The 19,932-nt window shown below is 39.1% G+C and carries 16 protein-coding genes and 3 pseudogenes; 8 read left to right on the top strand and 11 right to left on the bottom strand.

All coding sequences use genetic code 11. The features are described from left to right. Window positions 1-86: 86 nt before the first annotated feature. A complete protein-coding gene (locus ACZ1G6_RS06735) occupies window positions 87-1,367 on the top strand; it encodes a glycosyltransferase (protein WP_472618596.1) in 1,281 nt (426 codons plus the stop codon). Here ACZ1G6_RS06735 and ACZ1G6_RS06730 read toward each other — a convergent pair. After that, window positions 1,364-3,055 (bottom strand): aminotransferase class V-fold PLP-dependent enzyme, encoded by a 1,692-nt coding sequence (locus ACZ1G6_RS06730; RefSeq protein ID WP_472618595.1) that lies wholly within the window; start codon window positions 3,053-3,055, stop codon window positions 1,364-1,366. The genes ACZ1G6_RS06735 and ACZ1G6_RS06730 overlap by 4 nt on opposite strands. A 136-nt stretch (window positions 3,056-3,191) precedes the next feature. Between ACZ1G6_RS06730 and ACZ1G6_RS06725 the strand changes: the two genes are divergently transcribed. Continuing rightward, window positions 3,192-3,854, top strand: coding sequence for an energy-coupling factor ABC transporter permease (locus tag ACZ1G6_RS06725; RefSeq protein ID WP_472618594.1), 663 nt, complete (start codon window positions 3,192-3,194; stop codon window positions 3,852-3,854). Between the two features lie 18 nt (window positions 3,855-3,872). Here ACZ1G6_RS06725 and ACZ1G6_RS06720 read toward each other — a convergent pair whose 3' ends face one another. Together ACZ1G6_RS06720 and ACZ1G6_RS06715 are read right to left on the bottom strand one after the other, a co-directional pair. Next, window positions 3,873-4,442: a phosphoribosyltransferase gene (locus ACZ1G6_RS06720; protein ID WP_472618593.1), complete on the bottom strand. Its 570-nt coding sequence runs from the start codon at window positions 4,440-4,442 to the stop codon at window positions 3,873-3,875. Window positions 4,443-4,484: 42 nt separating this feature from the next. Continuing rightward, window positions 4,485-5,681, bottom strand: a complete 1,197-nt coding sequence (locus ACZ1G6_RS06715) for a lipoprotein-releasing ABC transporter permease subunit (protein ID WP_472618592.1) — start codon at window positions 5,679-5,681, stop codon at window positions 4,485-4,487. A 108-nt stretch (window positions 5,682-5,789) separates the two neighbouring features. Here ACZ1G6_RS06715 and ACZ1G6_RS06710 point away from each other — a divergent pair, with 108 nt between their 5' ends. The 6 genes from ACZ1G6_RS06710 to ACZ1G6_RS06685 are packed head-to-tail and all read left to right on the top strand — an operon-like array spanning window position 5,790 to window position 13,910. Further along, a complete protein-coding gene (locus ACZ1G6_RS06710) occupies window positions 5,790-6,398 on the top strand; it encodes a PilZ domain-containing protein (protein ID WP_472618943.1) in 609 nt (202 codons plus the stop codon). 53 nt (window positions 6,399-6,451) lie between these two features. Beyond that, window positions 6,452-9,946: a transcription-repair coupling factor gene (gene mfd, locus ACZ1G6_RS06705; protein WP_472618591.1), complete on the top strand. Its 3,495-nt coding sequence runs from the start codon at window positions 6,452-6,454 to the stop codon at window positions 9,944-9,946. After that, on the top strand, window positions 9,939-11,189 hold the full coding sequence (locus ACZ1G6_RS06700; protein WP_472618590.1) for a CsiV family protein: 1,251 nt from the start codon (window positions 9,939-9,941) through the stop codon (window positions 11,187-11,189). The genes mfd and ACZ1G6_RS06700 overlap by 8 nt, the downstream gene beginning before the upstream one ends. Before the next feature lie 3 nt (window positions 11,190-11,192). Continuing rightward, entirely contained in the window at window positions 11,193-11,555 is a 363-nt protein-coding gene (locus ACZ1G6_RS06695) for an ATP:cob(I)alamin adenosyltransferase (RefSeq protein ID WP_472618589.1), read from the top strand. Next, a complete protein-coding gene (locus tag ACZ1G6_RS06690) occupies window positions 11,506-11,742 on the top strand; it encodes an ATP:cob(I)alamin adenosyltransferase (protein ID WP_472618942.1) in 237 nt (78 codons plus the stop codon). Before ACZ1G6_RS06695 ends, ACZ1G6_RS06690 begins: the two co-directional genes overlap by 50 nt. Window positions 11,743-11,744: 2 nt before the next feature. Next, window positions 11,745-13,910, top strand: a complete 2,166-nt coding sequence (locus ACZ1G6_RS06685) for a penicillin acylase family protein (RefSeq protein ID WP_472618588.1) — start codon at window positions 11,745-11,747, stop codon at window positions 13,908-13,910. Between the two features lie 137 nt (window positions 13,911-14,047). Here ACZ1G6_RS06685 and ACZ1G6_RS06680 read toward each other — a convergent pair whose 3' ends face one another. The 8 genes and pseudogenes from ACZ1G6_RS06680 to infC (ACZ1G6_RS06645) all read right to left on the bottom strand — a co-directional run bounded on the left by ACZ1G6_RS06680 (window position 14,048) and on the right by infC (ACZ1G6_RS06645) (window position 19,868). Continuing rightward, window positions 14,048-14,617, bottom strand: coding sequence for a hypothetical protein (locus ACZ1G6_RS06680; RefSeq protein ID WP_472618587.1), 570 nt, complete (start codon window positions 14,615-14,617; stop codon window positions 14,048-14,050). 71 nt (window positions 14,618-14,688) lie between these two features. Then, a pseudogene (locus ACZ1G6_RS06675) lies at window positions 14,689-14,986 on the bottom strand (integration host factor subunit alpha). A gap of 5 nt (window positions 14,987-14,991) precedes the next feature. Next, a pseudogene (pheT, locus tag ACZ1G6_RS06670) lies at window positions 14,992-17,380 on the bottom strand (phenylalanine--tRNA ligase subunit beta). 15 nt (window positions 17,381-17,395) lie between these two features. Further along, window positions 17,396-18,381 (bottom strand): annotated as a pseudogene (pheS, locus tag ACZ1G6_RS06665) (phenylalanine--tRNA ligase subunit alpha). A 235-nt stretch (window positions 18,382-18,616) separates the two neighbouring features. Beyond that, window positions 18,617-18,973: a 50S ribosomal protein L20 gene (gene rplT / locus ACZ1G6_RS06660; protein WP_472618586.1), complete on the bottom strand. Its 357-nt coding sequence runs from the start codon at window positions 18,971-18,973 to the stop codon at window positions 18,617-18,619. Window positions 18,974-18,996: 23 nt separating this feature from the next. Further along, on the bottom strand, window positions 18,997-19,194 hold the full coding sequence (rpmI, locus tag ACZ1G6_RS06655; protein ID WP_472618585.1) for a 50S ribosomal protein L35: 198 nt from the start codon (window positions 19,192-19,194) through the stop codon (window positions 18,997-18,999). A 118-nt stretch (window positions 19,195-19,312) separates the two neighbouring features. After that, entirely contained in the window at window positions 19,313-19,630 is a 318-nt protein-coding gene (gene infC, locus ACZ1G6_RS06650; RefSeq protein ID WP_472618584.1) for a translation initiation factor IF-3, read from the bottom strand. Then, window positions 19,551-19,868: a translation initiation factor IF-3 gene (infC, locus tag ACZ1G6_RS06645; protein ID WP_472618583.1), complete on the bottom strand. Its 318-nt coding sequence runs from the start codon at window positions 19,866-19,868 to the stop codon at window positions 19,551-19,553. The genes infC (ACZ1G6_RS06650) and infC (ACZ1G6_RS06645) overlap by 80 nt, the downstream gene beginning before the upstream one ends. Between the last annotated feature and the right edge of the window lie 64 nt (window positions 19,869-19,932).

The following is a 19,932-nucleotide window of genomic DNA, read 5'->3' as shown; positions in this document are numbered from 1 at the left end:
CCTCATAGTTATGCAAGCCAGACATTTATATAGTATTATCGCGTCCTACAATTTATGCCACTTAAATATTGCTTAGGACTAGTCAATTGAAGGTATTATTTATAGGTTTCGTATGGCCAGAGCCGCGTTCTTCTGCCGCAGGTCAAAACATATTGAGCTATATCAACGCCTGTTTACATGAAAGTTGGAAAGTTTACTTTTGTTCCTCGGCTGAAAAATCAGATAAAAGCGCGACCCTAGAGCCACTTGGCGTAGAATGCTTTGATAGCTTATTAAACGATAATAGTTTTAATGCTAGTATCAGATCAATTAATCCAGACATTGTTATATTTGACCGGTTTTTAAGCTTCGAACAATATGCTTGGCGTGTTAAACATGAATGTCCAGATGCCTTTCTCATTTTAGACGCCGAAGACTTACATTTTTTACGACGAGCACGTCAACTCGTTCATAAGTCACGTGTATTTGCAGATTTTCAACCTGCAAATGCCATAACGCAGAGTGATTTACGTCATTATTTACACAATGATTTAAGTGTGCGTGAAATGGCTTGTGTTTATCAAGCAGATCTAAATCTAGTACTTTCGAGTTTTGAATATGAATTACTCACTAAACAGTTTGCCCTACCTACATCACAAGTAAAGCGTGCGCCATTTATTGTGCCCGATATCATTGATAAAAAAATAAATATTAAGAACTCATTTTTTGAAAAACAGGATATGATATTTATTGGTAATTTTAGACATGAGCCTAATTATCACGCAGTTAAACTATTAGCCGAGAATATTTGGCCTGCAGTCTTTAAAAAACTAAAGAAATCTTTCCCTGAACTAAAGTGCCATATCTATGGAGCGTATTTACCAGCAAAAGTTAAAAGCCTTGAAAATAAAAAAAATGGTTTGTACGTTCACGGTTTTGCAGACAATCAATTTGAAGTTGTATCCAAGGCCAGATTAATGCTAGCCCCATTGCAATTTGGGGCTGGTGTAAAGGGTAAGCTACTTGATGCCATGCGCTGCCAAACACCTAGTGTCACCAGTGAAATTGGAGCCGAGGGGATCACAAAGCAAGTTTGGCCTGGTAAAGTTTGTACCGATATACAAACTTTCATCGAACAAACAATATTACTCTATCAAAATCAAGAGAAATGGAATCTAGCTCGAGACCAAGGGCGTAATATTATTGAGCAAGAATATGACCCGCAGCGCAACCAAAGGGGCTTATTAGATGCTATAAGCGATGGCTTTGCCTTAAGGCATAAAAATCGTGAGCGCCAGTTTTTACAAAAAATGCTCAGTCATCAACAATTCCAAAGCAGTAAATATATGAGTCAGTGGATTGAGGCTAAAAACAAAAAGCAAACCTAGAAGCTGGTAATTCGCTCAATCACCTTTCTAATGCCGTCTCTGCGTCCTTGACTGAAGTAACGATGTAAGCCAAGCACATTTAAGTACTCTTCAACATCTTCTATCGAACGGTGGTATGCATCACTATGATGATCAAAGTAAAACACCAATATGCATAAGATGCCACGTATCACTTTACTTGTAGAATGCGCGTATAATAGGCCGTCATCTCGAACATCAATCCATACCTGTGCTTCGCAACCAGATACTGCGTTGACCTCGTTACACTCACAAGCTTCAAGTTGCCTCAAATGACGACTAAGAAACAAAAGCTGCCTATGTTTTTCATTCCAATCCTTGGCTGACTCAATGCCAGTGATAATACTTTTGATAGTTTGAGCTGATGCTGACTCATCTATTGAAGCCTGTTGACCATGCATGCAATTTGAATGTGAATAAGGTTCTTTGGAAACAATGGCATTCAAAGCTTCCAAAAACATTTTTATATCCTCTTTTGTATTATAACAGGCAATAGAAACTCTCAATGTACCTTCAATGTTCAAATTACTCATTAATGGCATCGCGCAGTGATGGCCGGCCCTAAGCGCAATACCTTTTTGATATAACGCTTGTGCAACATCATTGTTATGGATGCCGTCCACAGTAAAAGAAACAAGCGGAAGTATTCGACATAATAAAATCGAATCAGGCTGTTTTTGATATTGCCGACACATACCATATAGCGTAATAGATGGCATTTTTGCTAATGCGTCTAACAAATAAACAAATAGAGAATATTCGTGATCACGAATCTCTACAAAATTTGACTGAAGAAAGTGAGCTGCACTCGCTAATCCAAGTACTCCACTAATATTGGGTGTGCCGCCTTCAAATTTAAGCGGGGCTTGTTGACATGAAAAGCTATCAAAGCTGACCTTCGTAATCATCTCACCGCCTAATTTAGAAGGTGTCATTTTTTCCAATAAATCAAAACGACCATAAAATGCTCCAGTCCCCGTACTAGCGTACATTTTATGCCCACTAATAACATAAAAGTCACATCCTAAGTCTTGTACGCATATATCAATATGAGGTGCTGCTTGCGTGCCATCAATGACGGTAATCGCTTTATGCTGCTTTGCTTTATGACTTATTGCTTTAATTGGATAAACATTACCTAATGCATTTGATGCATGAGCGATGGCAATTATTGCAACATCGTCATCTATCATTTTTAGCATGTTTGCTTCTATATCTTCGCTAAAAGCGCCCATTTCGCCGATAGGAATATGGATTATCGACATATTGTGTTGTTGCGCAAATCGTTGCCACGGTAATATATTAGCGTGATGCTCACTTTCACATATAAGAATATTGTTGCCACTTAGCATAGACGTATCCAAACCTTGAGCAATCATATTAATTGCCTCTGTCGCACCGCTGGTAAAAACAAGCTCCTGTTCTTTTGCGTTTAAAAATGAAGCTAGCGTCAATCTTGCTTTTTCATAAGCATTAGTCGCTTTTTGAGCGATACGATATCCGCCCCTATGGACATTTGCATTGAAGCTAATCGTATATTGCTCAACGGCTTGCATTACTGATTCGTGCTTTTGGGTAGTTGCGGCGTTGTCTAAATAAACAGTATTATTTTCTGACACTTCAGTGTCGTGATTAAAAAAAGGAAATACCTGTCTAAAGCGCTGTGTCATTAACAATGGTCTTTTGGAAGTCATTTGCGAATAATTATACAACACTGTGAGTAATGAGTTGACACTGTGTTGCGATTTAATTTTCTCAAGCCTTTATTTGCAAGTAAGAGATTTGGTATTCTAACAATAAGTATTTATGTTTACCGAGTTCCATTTGAGTTTTCTTCAACTGATCAGCCTTCTGCTAGCGATTATTTGTATTACAAAAGTCGCAATGAATACCGATTTTCAAATTTTAGTTAAACAAAAAAGATGGCAGCATATCGTATTTGGCGCCGCTACTGCAGTGTTTGTTTTGTGGTTATTTCGGGTGAGTATATATGATGGATTGGTAATGCATTTTCTATGGTTAACCACTTTAACCTTAGTTCTTGGATTTCGATGGGCAATGTTGGTAGGTACCCTGCTCATTGTGTCTAGCACCTTGATTGGGAATGAAAGTTGGAACATGCTGGGCGTCAATTTAGTGATTGGCGTCTATCTGCCAATTGTCATCACCTACGCGATATATTCATTTACTTTCCACAAAGTAGAGCGACAAATGTTCGTTTATGTGTTTGTGTGCGCTTTTTTTCCGGGTATGTTAACAATGGCCGTCAAAATGCTCTGCATGAGCGCATATTTTTGGATAGACGGCATCTATACATTTGATGTGATAATGTACAATTACACACAAATGACCTTGTTGATGATATTTCCAGAGGCATTTTTCAATGGATTTAGCATGACGTGCTTAATCGCTTACAAACCGGATCTAATATACACTTGGAGTGACAAGTTCTATTTAAACGGTAAGTAAGCGAGCAAGCTTTTGGTGTTACTTATCAAACAAAATGTCCGTCAAGCCGGATAATTCAGTTTTCCCTTCGATTATTTCTTCCTTACTTAAACCTGCTAACTCATGAGGAAACACTAGCCATTCTTCACTTTCGTGAACAAAATAATCTGGTACCAAACTAGTCTGTGTTTTGTTATTTTTTGGTTTAAAATATGGCGTAGCAATACGGATATCTTTTGGCGCATTTAGGCGCATAAGCGTATGTATCTGATTAATTAGTGCTTCAATACTTCGACCTGAATCAAACACATCATCCACAATCAGCAGCTTATCGTTTGCGTTAGCGTTTTCTACCAAATAGTGTAAGCCATGAACTTTAATCTCTTTTGATTGCTGATTGATTCCGTAGTATGAGGATGTCCGCACCGCAATATGATCCGTCGGTGCTTCTTTAAACTCAAAGAACTCTTGAACTGCAATACCTATAGGCGCTCCACCACGCCAAATGCCAACAATAAAATCTGGTCTAAAACCATCATCATAGACCTGTGCCGCCACCTTGAACGAATCTTGTAGCAACGATGACGAGCTGATAAATACTTTATCCACAATACACCTTTAATTACTTATATTTTCAATAAATGATACCAATTATTCACTACGCAAGCTATTGGCGGGATTAATAGTTTGTGCTTTATTTGCTGGATACCAACTAGCCATTAAGCATAAACCAAACGAGCAAAGCGATATGATGAGCAATTGATTAATGTCAATTTCTATTGGCAAACTCTGTCCATTTTCGCCAAAGCCCAAATTAACGCCGAGTAAAGATAAGATATCATTTAAAAACCAACATCCCAGCAAACCTACGCTAAGACCAAATAAAATCCCTTGAATACCATTAAATGTGCCGTTTAACAGAAAAATATTCCTGATATCGGATGGTAACATCCCTTGAGTCTGCAAAATTGCAATGTCAGCTTGTTTTTCGCTTACCACCATGACTAAAGCGGATACGACATTAAACGCCGCCACTGCAATAACCAGCAAGAGCATGAGCGACATCATATTTTTTTCCATTTTAACCGCATCAAACAAGGGCCCTTGCCTCTCTCTCCAGAAGCGAGCTTCAATATTGTTTTCAACAAAATAAGAAGATAAACGCTGATCAGTAAATGCGTCATTAAGGAACAACCTCGTTTGTCTAATTTGAGCTGTCTTTTTGCGCGATAATCGTGCTAAATCGTCTATATGCATGATAATGACCTTATCATCCATTTCAGAGTTAACACTAAAAATAGCACTGATGGTTACTAAACGCTGGCTAGGTATCCGACCTAGGGGTGAAAAAACACTTGCATTTGTAGAAATCATGCGCAATTGACTACCAATGGTCACATCTAATTGACTTGCTAATATACTGCTAATAGCGACATTGAAACTGGAAGATTCAATGCTGTGCCAATCGCCAGAAATGATATTTTGAGCAATTACCGAATACTTTTCGCTCGCTTTAGGCTCTATGCCTTGGGCTAAGAGGCCACTAATGGCTTTTGACGATTGCACAATAACTTCTTGTTCACTAAAAGCAACTTGTGCCAAGATATTTTGACTTAGTTCGTCGGGTAAATCTAAATCGGTTTCTTGGTTAACCACTATATGTGGGACGATACCTAGCACTCGCTTTTTCAGTTGCCCCTCTAATCCATTCATAACCGACAAAACAACAATCAGTGCTGCGATCCCAAGTGTGATACCTATAATTGAAAACAAATTAATGAACGCCACAAAGCTCTGTTTTGTGCCTGATTGAGAGTAGCGCAATGCAATAAAAGCTGATAAGGACATGAATGGTAAGTAGCCACAATAAAAAAGCTGATTTTATACAGTAAGTTTACTATTATTTGGGTATCAAAAGAAAGCTTGCTGAATAAGAAGGAAGTTAACTTGGCCGATATGCCCATACAACGAGCAGTAGAAGCGAGTCCCGAAGAGAAAAAAGCGCTGTTTGAAGCATTTTACTTGGTCCCTTATCGTGTTAAAGCGAACATAAGCGAATTGCCAAGTGATGCAAACGAACTCACCATAAGCGCCTTTATTGAAAATATGCCTTACGCGTTCAAAATAGCGTCTGAGATGTCACAAGTGCAACACTCAGCGCTTAAGCCTCTTCGAGGCTTAGGAGAGAATTTAGATCACCTTGTGTCTTTTTTGAATCACCAATCGAAAAAAATTGACCTAATGATGTCTTATATTCTTCAACAACAAGATAAAGAAGACGAGCAAGCCGTGGCCAATAAATTTGGTGGCGGCGGAGCTGTTGTAGAGACCTCGTCTGCTTTGGTCATTGGTAGCAAACATATCCTAAAATTATTTATCGAAAGTGAGTCGGCCGCTATTTATTCATACGCTGAGGTGATAAAATGCGAACAACATACGGAATATCCAGACGTCTTTAATACCAGCTTAGTGTTCACTCATATTCGAGAAGAAGACCAAGAGCTTTTAGTCAGAGCTAGTTTGCATTTGCAAACAAAAGCTTTAAGAAAGCAACATCAAGAATAATTAGACGGATATTCACTTTTATTTTCTATATTTTTACGAGCAATATGTAGTTTATGTCGTCTATTTTATGCCCACGCTTACCACAAACGCTACGACAACGAAAAATCCCAGACAATATTAAATGGACGGGATTATATGGAGCATCTCAAGCCTTAAGCATCGCTAATGCGGGTAAAGCTCATAATGGGCCGCTTATTGTTATTACAAAAGATTCAGCACATGCCATCGCTCTTGAAAAAGAAATACGTTTTTTTTGTGATGCCGATAGTGTTGATGTTTACTTGTTCCCTAATTGGGAAACCTTACCATACGATCATTTTTCACCCCATCAAGATATCGTTTCAAAACGCCTAGAAACCTTGTATCTATTGAGTAAAAAGCAAGCGGGGATCTTTTTAGTACCTATCAATACTTTAATGCAAAGACTGGCTCCTGTTGAATACGTAGGTCAACACCTACTCTACCTAGAAACAGGTCAAACCTTGGTACCAAGTGAATTTAGGCGAAATTTGGAAAAATCTGGTTACTTGCATGTGAGCCAAGTAATGTCTCACAGCGAGTTTTGTGTCAGAGGCTCAATTATTGATTTGTTTCCCATGGGTAGTGAGCGCCCCTTTCGGATTGATTTATTTGATGATGAAATTGATACTATTAGCTTTTTTGACCCATCTACTCAGAGAAGCTTAGAAAAAGTTAAAAATATAAGATTGCTCCCTGCGCGCGAATTCCCTAGTAGCAAAGAGGCTATCAGTGGATTTAGAGCTAGATATTTGGCCCTTTTTAATCAAGCATCGGCAAACGAACAAGATTCGATTCTTTATCAAGTTAGTAAAGGCACTATGCCAGGTGGGATTGAATCCTATCTTCCCTTGTTTTTTGAAAACATAGCCACCCTTTTTGATTACTTGCACGAAGATGCACTTATGATTAGTTTTGAGGGGTTTAACGAAGATTGTGATAAGTTTTGGCATGATTTAAGTAATCGATACGAGCAATATAAATATAATTTACAACGACCCTTACTTGCCCCCGAGCAATTGTTTCTGCCAACAGACGAGCTAAATAGAACACTAAAAGCGTGGCCAAGAGCCACAATTATCTCTGAAGGGAAACGAAACTCTGCCAGTAGCGTTAATTTTAATACTCAAGCAATTCATAATATTACGATAGATACTCTTGCCACCAATCCTTATTCAGCTATTCAAGCCGAGGTAAAAAAAGCGTTAAGCGTAGGCAAGCCTGTTGTATTTGTTGCAGAATCTCAAGGCCATGAACAAAGTCTAATTGATATACTAAACAAAGCTAATATTCCGCTCACAAGTCAAGCTGATTTCAAGCAAGCAATTTCCCATAAACACCAAGCTAATATCTGTATTGGAAACCTTGAAGACAGCTTTGATTGTCAATCAAATGATGCATCACTGCTTATTATTACCGAAAAGCAACTTTTAGGGCAAAAAGTAAGCCGCAGAAAAACACGAACAAGTGCTGCAAGCGTTGACGAAAGCGCGATTATTAGAAATTTAGCAGAACTATCAGAAGGCTCACCTGTTGTACATTTAGAACACGGTGTAGGTCGCTTTATTGGTCTAAATACTCTAGATGCAGGCGGAGTTGCAACTGAATTTCTAACCATTGAATATGCAAAACAGGCCAAATTGTACGTACCTGTTTCTTCATTACATTTAATAAGCCGCTATAGTGGCGATGCTCAGCATGCTCCCCTACATTTATTGGGAAACGACACTTGGTCAAAAGCAAAACAAAAAGCCGCTGAAAAAGTTAGAGATGTTGCCGCACAGTTATTAGATGTGTATGCAAAGCGAGCAGCAAAACCCGGATATGCCTATCCTATAGACTGGCAGGATTATAATAGATTCGCTGACAGTTTTGCTTTCGCTGAAACACCTGACCAAGAAAAATCAATTAACGCCGTACTACAAGATATGGGCGGCAAAAATGCAATGGACAGATTAGTATGTGGCGATGTTGGCTTTGGCAAAACAGAAGTAGCCATGCGAGCAGCGTTCATTAGCGCCAATCATGCAAAACAAGTCGCGATTTTAGTTCCCACCACTCTCTTGGCGCAGCAACATTATGAGAATTTTAAAAATAGATTTTCACAATTCCCGTTTAAAATTGAAGTTGTTTCAAGATTTGTTTCCCCTAAGCAGCAAAAACAAATAATGGAAGATTTAGAGGATGGCAAAGTAGATATCATTGTTGGCACACACAAGCTTATTCAAAAAGATGTCAAATTCAAGGATCTAGGTTTAGTCATTATTGATGAAGAGCATAGATTCGGTGTTCGTCAAAAAGAGCGTTTTAAAGCACTTAGGGCTGATGTAGATATACTTACTTTAACCGCCACGCCAATTCCACGAACCTTAAATATGGCTTTAAGTGGCATGCGTGATTTATCTATCATTGCCACACCGCCAGCAAAAAGGCTAGCGGTCAAAACATTTGTTCAACAGCGGCACGATGAAGTGATTCGTGAAGCGATCATGCGAGAAATACTGCGCGGCGGTCAAGTTTACTTTTTGCATAATGAGGTCAAAACGATTGAAAAAACCGCTAGTGAGATTGCCGAGATTGTGCCTGAAGCGCGTATTGCCATTGGTCATGGCCAAATGAAGGAGCGAGAATTAGAAAACGTGATGAATGATTTTTATCATCAACGATATAATGTGCTCGTTTGTTCCACCATCATTGAAACAGGTATAGATGTTTCTACAGCTAACACCATCATAATGGATAGAGCGGATCATTTGGGTTTAGCGCAATTGCACCAATTAAGAGGCCGTGTTGGTCGCTCTCATCACCAAGCTTATGCATATTTACTGACGCCTCATCCACGCAGAATGACAAAAGATGCCGCGAAGCGCTTAGAAGCAATTGCTTCATTAGAAACACTTGGCGCAGGCTTTGCGCTTGCGACTCATGATTTAGAAATACGTGGGGCTGGTGAGTTATTAGGAGATGAGCAATCTGGCCAGATAAATGCTATTGGTTTTAATTTGTATATGGAGATGCTTGAGAACGCTGTTGAGGCGTTAAAAGAAGGCAAGGAGCCAAGTTTATCAGATACACTAACTAAACAGACAGATATTGAGTTAAGAATACCTGCTTTGCTACCTGAAGATTATATCGGTGACGTTAATCTTCGTCTTGCCATGTATAAAAAGCTTGCTAACTGTAAAGATGAAGATGAAATAAATGATATTCAGATAGAACTGATAGACCGTTTTGGTTTATTACCACAAGCTGCAAAAAATCTAGTGTCCCAATCACTATTGAAAATACAGGCAAAATCAATGGGGATAAATAAGATTGAAGCCAGCGCACAGGGTGGTACTATTGAGTTTATGCAAAGCACACCTATTGATGCTGGGTATTTAATTTCACTAATACAAAAGAAACCACAAATTTATAAATTTGATGGTCCCAATAAACTCAAGTTTAATATCAAAACTCAAGATGCCTCTCAGCGCTTAGAGTTTATTGAAAATTTGTTAAATGATATGACTCAGGATGGTTATGCGTAACAATTTAAATTATCAGAATGCCTTTTCTTACTGTTGCAATCTAAACATTCGTAGCGCGATTATTTTTGTATTGTTCCTTAGTTTAATGTGGAGTCATATTGCATACAGTCAAAGTGATGAAGACCAAAAGTGGTGGTTTACAGTTGAGTTATTTGTATTTGAGCGATCGCTTGCGCCATCAAATAACGAAGACTTTTCTAAAGCAGACTTTCCATTTTCTGCTGGCACACACTTAGATATTTTTTCAATTGAGCTTCAGAATAGATACAAGCCTCTAGATAGACTTAAACGTGGGCTTATCGATTGTGATGCAGCCAATCCAAATAGACTGAACGTTGATAGTGTATTTGATAACTCTAATTATCAATTAAGCTTAAGCCTTACAGATGAACAAAATGCCCTCGTAGATGCTCCTGATTATGATGCAAATTGGTATCGCTTATCTTGTAAAAATGATGATGTCAGTCAAAAAATCAATTTGCTGTCCAATTCGCTAATTGACGAGTTTCACCTGCCGCTTGCAATGATCAACTCAATTGGTGAGAAAATCCCCACAAGATTACTAAATAAAGATAGCAGAGCCGGTATAAGACACTATCTTACACAAACAACCCCCCTTGCACTTGAGGATTATGTTGCAACGCTCTCAAGACAAAGAGGCATAAAACCTCTGTTATACACAGCATGGAATCAAAATGTGCAGTTTGGTCAACAAAACGAACCTTTTATAAAAGTAAAAGCGGGGGAATTTTTGAGCATTAAAAATGGCCCAAGCTTTGAGGAACTCAACGATGTATACGAAAAAAGCAAAGCCTTAGCGCTTCAGCAGAATGTCCCTCAAACTTTATTTTTTGAACAACTAAATGACAAACTATCGCTCAATCAAGAAATTGATTGGTTATCACTCGACAGTGAAGAGCTAGTTGAAACAACTTTGCCGGTGACTTCCTATCAAAACCAATGGGAAGTTGAAGGCTTGTTTAAAGTTTATTTAGATTACGTTAATGGCATTCCTTACTTACACTTAGATGGCGAATTTAAACACTATAAAAAGTTTATTGATTCAGATAATAACCAACAACTGCAGGTATTTCCTTTTAAGCAACGTAGACGCATTATCAGTAAACAAATACATTATTTTGACCACCCTACTTTGGGTATACTTGTAAGGTTGGAACGTTTTGTTAAACCAATACCTGCAGACGAAGTAATCATAGACAATCCAGAATCAAACGGCGGTTAGTAAATGAAAATCTATACCAAGCAAGGTGATAAAGGTAAAACGTCAATCTACGCCAATAAAGTGCTTAAGGTAGATAAAGACGACGCTTTACTCGAATGCTACGGAAGTTTAGATGAGTTAAATTCATACATTGGCCTTTGCTCAGCATTGCTACTTAAACAAAACGCTCTTTTTTCTTCTACTGCTTTTGAACACCTTTTAAAGACACTACAGCAAATTCAATTTGAAATTTTTACCATTGGCTTTGCTCTATCAGAAAATGATAATTTAGAAGCCTACACCGTTAGTAAACTTGAAAATCAAATTGATACCTTAACTGAAAAGCTGCCACCTCAAACAAAGTTCATATTGCCAAGGTGGCAGTGAAATAGCGGCTAACCTTCATATAGCTCGAACAATTACTAGGCGCGCGGAACGCTGTTTAGTAACGGTAGCAAAACATCATCAAGTGAACAGGCTTGCAATGCAATACATTAATCGTTTGTCTGATTATTTGTTTGTAGCCGCTCGTTATGTAAACGTGGAATTATCCCAGCCTGATATAGAGGTTTAATTATGCTGACAATTATTAAGCGGTCTGTGTTTGTCGCCTGCACACTTGCAATATTGCTTGTCCTGTTGGCAGTATTGGCTTTACGCGCAAGTTTACCTACCTTGGACGGTAAAATTAGCTCTGAAACCATAATAAGTCCGGCCTCGTTAAGCAGAGATACAATTGGTACAGCAATCATTGAAGCTGAGAACCAGTTTGATAGCGCCTATTTGCTTGGTTACGCCCATGCGCAAGATAGGCTATTCCAGTTAGACTTACTTAGACGCCAAGCCAGCGGTGAATTATCGGCCCTTGTAGGCGATGTAGCACTAAATGTTGACAAGCGTCACCGCTTTCACCAATTAGGAAAAAGAGCGCAAATCATTTTAACGCGCCTTCCAGCAACGTCGATTCGCTTATTAGAACACTACTCTAAAGGTGTAAATGATGCCGCTGAAAGCTTAAGCATGCTGCCTGTTGAGTATTATTTGACTGGTGGCGAATTTGAAAAATGGGAGCCTAAAGATAGTATTTTAGCCACATTTAGCATGTATTTAGATCTTCAAAGAGCACAAACTGAAATAGATTTTCGTTTAACCGCCTTAAAAGAGCTTTATGGTGATGAAATGTATCGTTTCTTTACCCTTCCAAGCCCTTATCAGTCTGCAATTGATAACTCAAAAATACCACTAATCGACCCCATTATTCCTAACTTAGACCTTTTGTTTCACAATAAGACTGCATCTACCGCAGACTATCAAACGGTACTTGAACAACCTGATTACGGAAGTAATAACTGGGTTGTCTCTGGCGAACATACTGATACGCAAAGCGCAATGTTAAGTAACGATATGCATTTAGGGCTTAGTGTCCCCGTAATTTGGTATAGAGCGCAATTAAATTATCGTCATCAAGGCAATGATATACAAGTTACGGGTGTCAGCCTTCCAGGCACACCTGCGATCATTGTAGGTAGCACCAATCAAATTGCGTGGGGATTTACCAATTCTAATGTTGATAATGTCGATTGGATAGAGCTTGATGATGAAACCCAAACCCAAACAGTAACAGAAATCATTAAAGGCAAAGATACAGAGCATACATTGGACATTGAAATGAGCCAATATGGGCCTGTGCGTGAATTTAATAATAAAAAATATGCATTAAAATGGGTCGCGCACACTGACTATGCCGTAAACATGCAAATCGCCTATATGCCTCATTACAGTGATGTAAAAAGCGCTTTAGAGTTTGCAAAAGGCGTCAGAATGCCAGTACAAAATATGGTTATCGCAAGTGCACAAGGTGATGCAGCTTGGCAACTTACTGGCGCGGTGACAGGCAGAAGCCCTATTGCTAGGCACGCAATACAACAAACACAATTTGATGACGTAGGTTGGAGTTCGGCGAAATTAAATCCAGCGATGCGTAGCACGTCTGAATCAAGTAAGCTCATTACTGCAAATGCAAGAATTGTAGGCACAAAAGATCTTATTCGTTATGGCAACGGTGGCTATGCTTTAGGCCCGAGACAATTGCAAATTGTTGAGCTTATGGCGACAAAAGACCAATATAATGAGCAAGATTTTTATGATATCCAGTTGGACAATCGAGCACTATTTTTGAAACCTTGGCATCAACTGCTTATTGATGCACTTAGCAATTCCCCTGAGGTGTATAGTGATGAGATATCTGCATTAAATGCATGGGAAGCTTGCGCCTGCCCTGATTCTATTGGCTATACCTTAGTCCGAAGGTTTCGTAGCACTGTTATTAATCAGCTTTTAGCCCCCATTAATGAAGACTTAAACAACTATAATCTATCCACATCTTATATCCTAAGAGATATTGATACCGCTGTTTGGCATCTTATCAATGAGCAAGATTTGTCTTGGTTACCAAAGGCCTATACCACCTATCAAGAATTCTTCATTTATGCTTTTGATAAAACTAAGGAACGACTTCTAGACACTTACAGCCCAAAAACCAGAGACATTAATGAATTAACTTGGGGAAACATCAACAAACTAGCGATAAAACATCCTTTCTCGGCACAACTAGGCCCACTTGGTGAATATCTCAATATGCCTGTATATGAAGGGTTTGGGGATAGTTATACGCCAGCAGTACAGTCTAATAGTTTTGGCGCCTCGCAACGCCTTATCGTAAGGCCTTGGCAATCTAGATAAAGCAATATTGACCGTACTCAGGGGGGCAGTCGGCTCATGTATTATCGCCTTATTTTAGTTCTGGAATTAACGAGTATGCGACCCACAAGAATACGCCGTTATTGCCACAAAGTATTCAAAGTACCTTACAGTTTGTCTCACAGTGAGCTTGAGGACGATAAATTCTCTTTGGCAAAGGATTGCCATTGACGTCTAGCCTCTTGTATCGCATCCCCTTGATAGCCTGACATTTTAAGTTCATTTGCAACGGATAATATTAAACGGTCTCGATTTTCAATCAGGGTTTTAGATTCCTCGTGCATATTTTTAAAAGCAGGATAACGCTCAAAGATTGGGGTTATGTCTTGAAATTCTAAAAATGCAAACTCAAACTCTCTTTGGTAATTTGTTTTCATACCTTGAAACTCAAGAAACACCTTTCCCTGCTCTCCTGATATTAGCTTTGTCTGTTCAGCGCTCAAATTAACTTCATCTGCCGCCGATAATAATGCATTTTGCCAATATACAATCGCTTCTTTGTCTTGTATTGCCGCTGCACTTGCTAGACCATTTTTAACATCTTCAGCCGATAACAATTCAGTCAAAGTTAATAATGGTGTCTCGATTTCTTGAACAGCATCGCCAGTAGCATTTTGAGAGTCTTTAATTTGCTCTTGACCATCACTACTTACATCTGTGCAGGAAAATAGTAATAAAAAAACGCACATCAATGATGTGCGTTTTTTTATTATCGAAAATGATAATTTTTTATTACTTAAAATCAAAGTTAACTAAGCCTTTATTTTGCAGCTTGTATATTTTCAACACGGCTTTTAAGTTTTTGACTAAGGCCTAAAAGTGACAACACGCCTAGCTTTGATTGGGATATCTTCACCTGTTTTAGGATTACGCCCCGGCCGTTCATTTTTAGTTCTTAGGTCAAAGTTCCCAAAACCAGATAATTTCACCTGTTCACCTGACTCTAAACAAGCCTTTATTTCTTCAAAAAACAATTCGACTAAGTCTTTTGCTTCTTTCTTGTTTAAGCCTAACTTTTCGTTTAAATGTTCGGCCATATCTGCTTTGGTCAATGCCATATATTTTAATCTCTTAATGCTGCACTAAAATTGTCTCGCAAATGTCTTACTACAATATCGACAGTATTTTGTATATCTTGATCTTCTAAGGTCTTTTCAACGCTTTGTAACCAAATGGATAAGGCAAGGCTCTTTTCACCGTCATTGATACCTTCTCCTGTATATATATCAAACAAGTTTATGTCAACAAGTTCAGATATTCCAATTTTTTCGATACTTTTTAGCAATTTACCTGTTTCGACTTGATCTGAAACAACAATTGCAAGGTCTCTTCGTATTGCTGGAAACTTTGAAATCGCTGCCGCAGACGGTAACTTACGTGGTGAAATTGCTTCTATAGAAAGCTCAAAAGCAAAGGTTTTACCTTGTAGCCCGAGTGGTTTCTCAAATTTAGGGTGAATAGCCCCTATAAACCCTATCGACTTCTCTGCAAGCTTAATTTCTGCGCACTGCCCCGGATGAAGTGCACTATGCTGTGATTTGACAAACTCGATGTCTAATTCACCAGCGCTGAGACTCACAAGCGATTCTACAATTCCTTTGAGGTCGTAAAAATCAAATGCTCTATTTGGAATACCCCAATGCTCATTGTGGGTATTTCCACTCACCACGGCGGCTAATTTTGCTTCTTGAGAAACGTTATTTTCGGCTGTTTCATCCTGAGTAAAAACCAAACCTGACTCAAAAAATGAAAGATTATTTTGTTGTCGTTTTTGGTTATAGGACAAAGCTTGCAATAAACTAAGGTAATAAACTTACTCGCATGACCGACATGTCTGCACTAATTGGATGAGGTAGGAGCATTTTATTGTCTTGAGGAAATAACAAATCTTGCTTTTTAGGATCCACAAATGAATAAGTAATAGCCTCATGCATACCTTGAGTGCATAAAAACTGTTTAAAACTAGATAACTTAGTCATTCCCTCTTGGCTTGGCGTCATCGCTAATTCAGCCATTGGTGCATGATTAACAATATTGTTGTAACCATATACCCGAGCGACTTCTTCAATTAAGTCCTCTTCTATAGCAATATCAAATCGATATGAAGGTGCCGTCACAGTCCACCCTTCATCTGATTCATTTACCTGCATACCTAAACGATTCAAGATATCGCTGACTCGGTTTGCTGCTATCTCCATACCTAAAAGACGTCTTAGCCTTGACTTACGAAGTGTAACTTGTTCTCTTTTGGGCAAATGTGGCTGACTTTGAGCAATAGTAATGGGACCAGCGCTGCCGCCGACAATGCTGAGCAAAAGTTCGCTGGCTCTATCCATAGCTTGGGCTTGCAATTGTGGGTCTACGCCACGCTCATAGCGATGCGAAGCATCTGTGTGTAAGCCATACTGACGTGCTTTTCCTAAGATTGCGTCAGGAGAAAAGAACGCCGACTCTAAAAATATTGATTGGGTTTTATCGTTTACACCCGAATCTTGTCCACCAAAAATACCGGCAATAGCCAATGCCTTATTTTCATCTGCTATAACTAAAGTATCTTCATTCAACTTTACCTCATTGCCATCTAACAAAACCAATTGTTCAGACGCTTTGGCTTGTCGAATAATGATATCACCCTGTAACTTATCATTATCAAAAGCGTGCATAGGATGTCCAAGCTCTAATAATACGTAATTGGTAACATCAACGACAGGATCAATTGCTCGCACACCACTGCGACGAAGTTTTTCCTTTAACCATAATGGCGATTCTTGACTTAAATCGACATTTTCAATCACGCGTCCTAAATATGTTGGACAAGCCTCAGGAGCCTCAATGTGGATATTCCGCTGTTTAGAAGATGTAGACTCAGATGACGTGGCTTCTATATGATTAACATCTAACTGGTTTAAGACGCCTACTTCTCTTGCAATACCTTTAATACCTAAACAGTCCGCCCTATTTGGTGTTAAATCTATCTCGATTATATTGTCGTCAAGATCAAGGTATTCGCGTAAGTCTTTTCCTATTGGAGCATCCGTCGGTAACTCTATAATCCCATCATGGTCATCACCCATGCCCAGCTCTGAAAAACTACATAGCATGCCAAAAGAAGGCTCTGAGCGTAATTTGGCTTTTTTAATTTTGAAATTACCCGGTAAAATAGCACCAACCACGGCAACAGCGACTTTTAGACCAAATCGACAGTTAGGCGCGCCACAAACGATATCAAGTAATTCAGGCTCGCCTATATCTATTTTGGTGACTTTCAATTTATCTGCATTGGGGTGCTGACCACATTCAACTACTTGTCCAATTACTACGCCGCTAAAACTCCCCGCTACCGGCTCTACAGAGTCAACTTCTAGACCCGCCATACTCAACTGCTCTGATAATGCTTCGGTGCCAATACTAGGACTTACCCATTCTCTTAACCAAGATTCACTAAATTTCATCTAATAACTCTATTTCTATGTAAACTGTCTTAAAAAACGCACGTCATTTTCAAAAAATGACCGGAGATCGGTTACGCCATATCTGAGCATAGTTAACCGTTCAACTCCCATTCCAAAGGCAAAACCTGTGAATTGCTCAGGATCGATATTGACGGCTTTCAGTACGTTAGGGTGAACCATGCCGCAGCCTAGTACTTCCAACCATTTACCATTTTTCCCCATCACGTCAACTTCAAGTGATGGCTCGGTGAAAGGAAAATAAGAGGGTCTGAATCTTACTTGTAGATCTTCTTCAAAAAAGTGCTTTAAAAAATCACTCAAGATCCCCTTAAGTTCAGCAAAACTGACATTGGTATCTAGCATAAGCCCTTCTACCTTAGTGAAACATAGGCGTATGAGTCTGATCATAATCGTTTCGATATACACGGCCTGGCGATATAATACGAAGGGGTGGTTTTTCCGTTTCCATTGTTCTAATCTGAACACCAGAAGTTTGCGTTCTAAGCATTAAGTTCGGATTAAAATAAAAAGTATCGTGGTCTGCTCTAGCAGGATGATTCTTTGGAATATTCAGCGCATCAAAGTTATGAAAGCCATCTTCAATTTCTGGCCCTTGCTTAACACTGAAGCCTAATTCACTAAAAAAGGACTCTATTCTAGCTATAGTTCGACTGACCGGATGCAAGTTACCTAAAGTTTTACAACGACTAAGGCAAAGTCACATCAATTGATTCTGACGCTAGTTTTTCATTCAACTGAGCATCTTTTAAACCTTGAACTTTGGTACTTATTAAGCTTTGAATCTCTTGCTTAACGACATTTATTGCTTGACCTGCTGCTGGGCGTTCTTCTTTAGATAATGCACCTAATCCTTTCATAAGGTCGGTTACTTTTCCTTTTTTGCCCATAAAAGCAACTCGGACTTCGTCAAGCTCATTGGGTGTATGCGCGCCCTCAATCGCTTCACGCGCTTCAATAATTATTGCATCAAGATCCATTATTTCCTCTTCATCGAGCCGTTGATGTCTTATAACCGCAGCGTCAATATGACAAGCTACAGAAAGATTTGTATTAACCGCCACATTTTACACACTTTTTTGTGCTTTTACGCAGTTTATTTGCATTCAATAGCCGGGAATTTAATAAAAAGTGACAAGATCAAAAAAGCGAGCATCCTGCTCGCTTTTTCGAAAAAGAACTTAAACTATGCTATTGAACTAGCACGGGTTAAATAGATTACGCTAATGCGCCTTTTGCTGCTGATACCAAAGCGGTGAATGCCGCTTTATCATGTACCGCAATGTCAGCTAAAATCTTACGATCGATTTCAACAGATGCTTTTTTCAAACCATTGATGAATCGTGAATAAGACATGCCATTTTGACGTGCTGCTGCATTAATACGTGCAATCCAAAGTTGACGGAACTGACGCTTACGTTGACGACGGTCGCGGTATGCATATTGTCCAGCTTTAGTTACTGCTTGTGCTGCTACGCGATAAATACGTGAGCGAGCACCGTAATAACCTTTAGCTTGCTTTAATACTTTTTTGTGACGTGCGCGTGCTACGACGCCGCGTTTTACTCTAGCCATTTTTCAGTCTCCTAAATGCTGTGTTATACGTACGGCAACATGCGTTGAATAAGTGCAGTATCGTTCTTGTGAACTAACTTCTTACTACGCAAATGACGCTTACGCTTAGTAGACTTCTTGGTCAGAATGTGACGCAAGTGTGACTGTTTGCTTTTAAAGCGACCTGAACCCGTTTTACGAAAACGTTTCTGAGCGCCGCTATTTGATTTCATTTTAGGCATTGCTAAAACTCCGCATTGTTGTGACTTGCCGACTAATTAATAAGTCTATTTGGCAAGCGGTTAGTATTTGCAGCAAGGTGATGTAAGTTGTGCAGACTTAAATACTTGTAAACCTTAACTACTTCTTAACAGGTGCAAGAACCATGATCATTTGTCGACCTTCAACACGGTTTGGGAAAGATTCAACATTTGCAATCTCTTCTAAATCGGTTTTCACTCTATTGAGCAAGTCGATGCCAATCTCTTGGTGAGCCATTTCACGTCCGCGGAAACGAATCGTGACTTTAGCTTTATCTCCACCTTCTAGAAAGCGACGCAGGTTGCGCAGTTTTACCTGGTAATCGCCTTCATCAGTGCTAAGGGCGAAATTTAATCTCCTTGACCTGAATTTGCTTCTGTTTTTTCTTTTGTTCTTTTTGAGCTTTACTCTTTTCAAACAAAAATTTGCCGTAGTCCATAATTTTACAGACTGGAGGATTAGCATTAGGGCTAACTTCAACTAAATCTAAACTATCAGCTTCAGCAAGTGCCATTGCCTCGTTAGTCGAGACAACTCCGGCTTGTTCGCCGTCGGCTTTTACTAAACGTACTTCATTAACGGTAATTTCTTCATTAATACGGGCTTTGTCGCCCTGAGATTTATTACTAGCGCCTTTAATTTGTATTTCCTCCAAGCATTTAAAAGATAATTATAGACGAAATCGAGTGTTTTTCACCCATCTTTCACCCATAATTTCG

Source organism: Glaciecola sp. HA4-3 (assembly GCF_055693685.1).
Note: the sequence above shows the minus strand (reverse complement) of the source record. Positions and strands in the feature narration are given on the sequence as shown.

What these genes read in the sequence shown, in the direction of transcription:
- ACZ1G6_RS06730 (WP_472618595.1), bottom strand. Translation starts at nt 3,055, where the DNA reads ATGACACAGCGCTTTAGACAGGTATTTCCTTTTTTTAATCACGACACT.
- ACZ1G6_RS06725 (WP_472618594.1), top strand. Translation starts at nt 3,192, where the DNA reads ATGTTTACCGAGTTCCATTTGAGTTTTCTTCAACTGATCAGCCTTCTG.
- ACZ1G6_RS06715 (WP_472618592.1), bottom strand. Translation starts at nt 5,681, where the DNA reads ATGTCCTTATCAGCTTTTATTGCATTGCGCTACTCTCAATCAGGCACA.
- ACZ1G6_RS06710 (WP_472618943.1), top strand. Translation starts at nt 5,790, where the DNA reads ATGCCCATACAACGAGCAGTAGAAGCGAGTCCCGAAGAGAAAAAAGCG.
- mfd (WP_472618591.1), top strand. Translation starts at nt 6,452, where the DNA reads ATGTCGTCTATTTTATGCCCACGCTTACCACAAACGCTACGACAACGA.
- ACZ1G6_RS06700 (WP_472618590.1), top strand. Translation starts at nt 9,939, where the DNA reads ATGCGTAACAATTTAAATTATCAGAATGCCTTTTCTTACTGTTGCAAT.
- ACZ1G6_RS06695 (WP_472618589.1), top strand. Translation starts at nt 11,193, where the DNA reads ATGAAAATCTATACCAAGCAAGGTGATAAAGGTAAAACGTCAATCTAC.
- ACZ1G6_RS06685 (WP_472618588.1), top strand. Translation starts at nt 11,745, where the DNA reads ATGCTGACAATTATTAAGCGGTCTGTGTTTGTCGCCTGCACACTTGCA.
- ACZ1G6_RS06680 (WP_472618587.1), bottom strand. Translation starts at nt 14,617, where the DNA reads ATGTGCGTTTTTTTATTACTATTTTCCTGCACAGATGTAAGTAGTGAT.
- rplT (WP_472618586.1), bottom strand. Translation starts at nt 18,973, where the DNA reads ATGGCTAGAGTAAAACGCGGCGTCGTAGCACGCGCACGTCACAAAAAA.
- rpmI (WP_472618585.1), bottom strand. Translation starts at nt 19,194, where the DNA reads ATGCCTAAAATGAAATCAAATAGCGGCGCTCAGAAACGTTTTCGTAAA.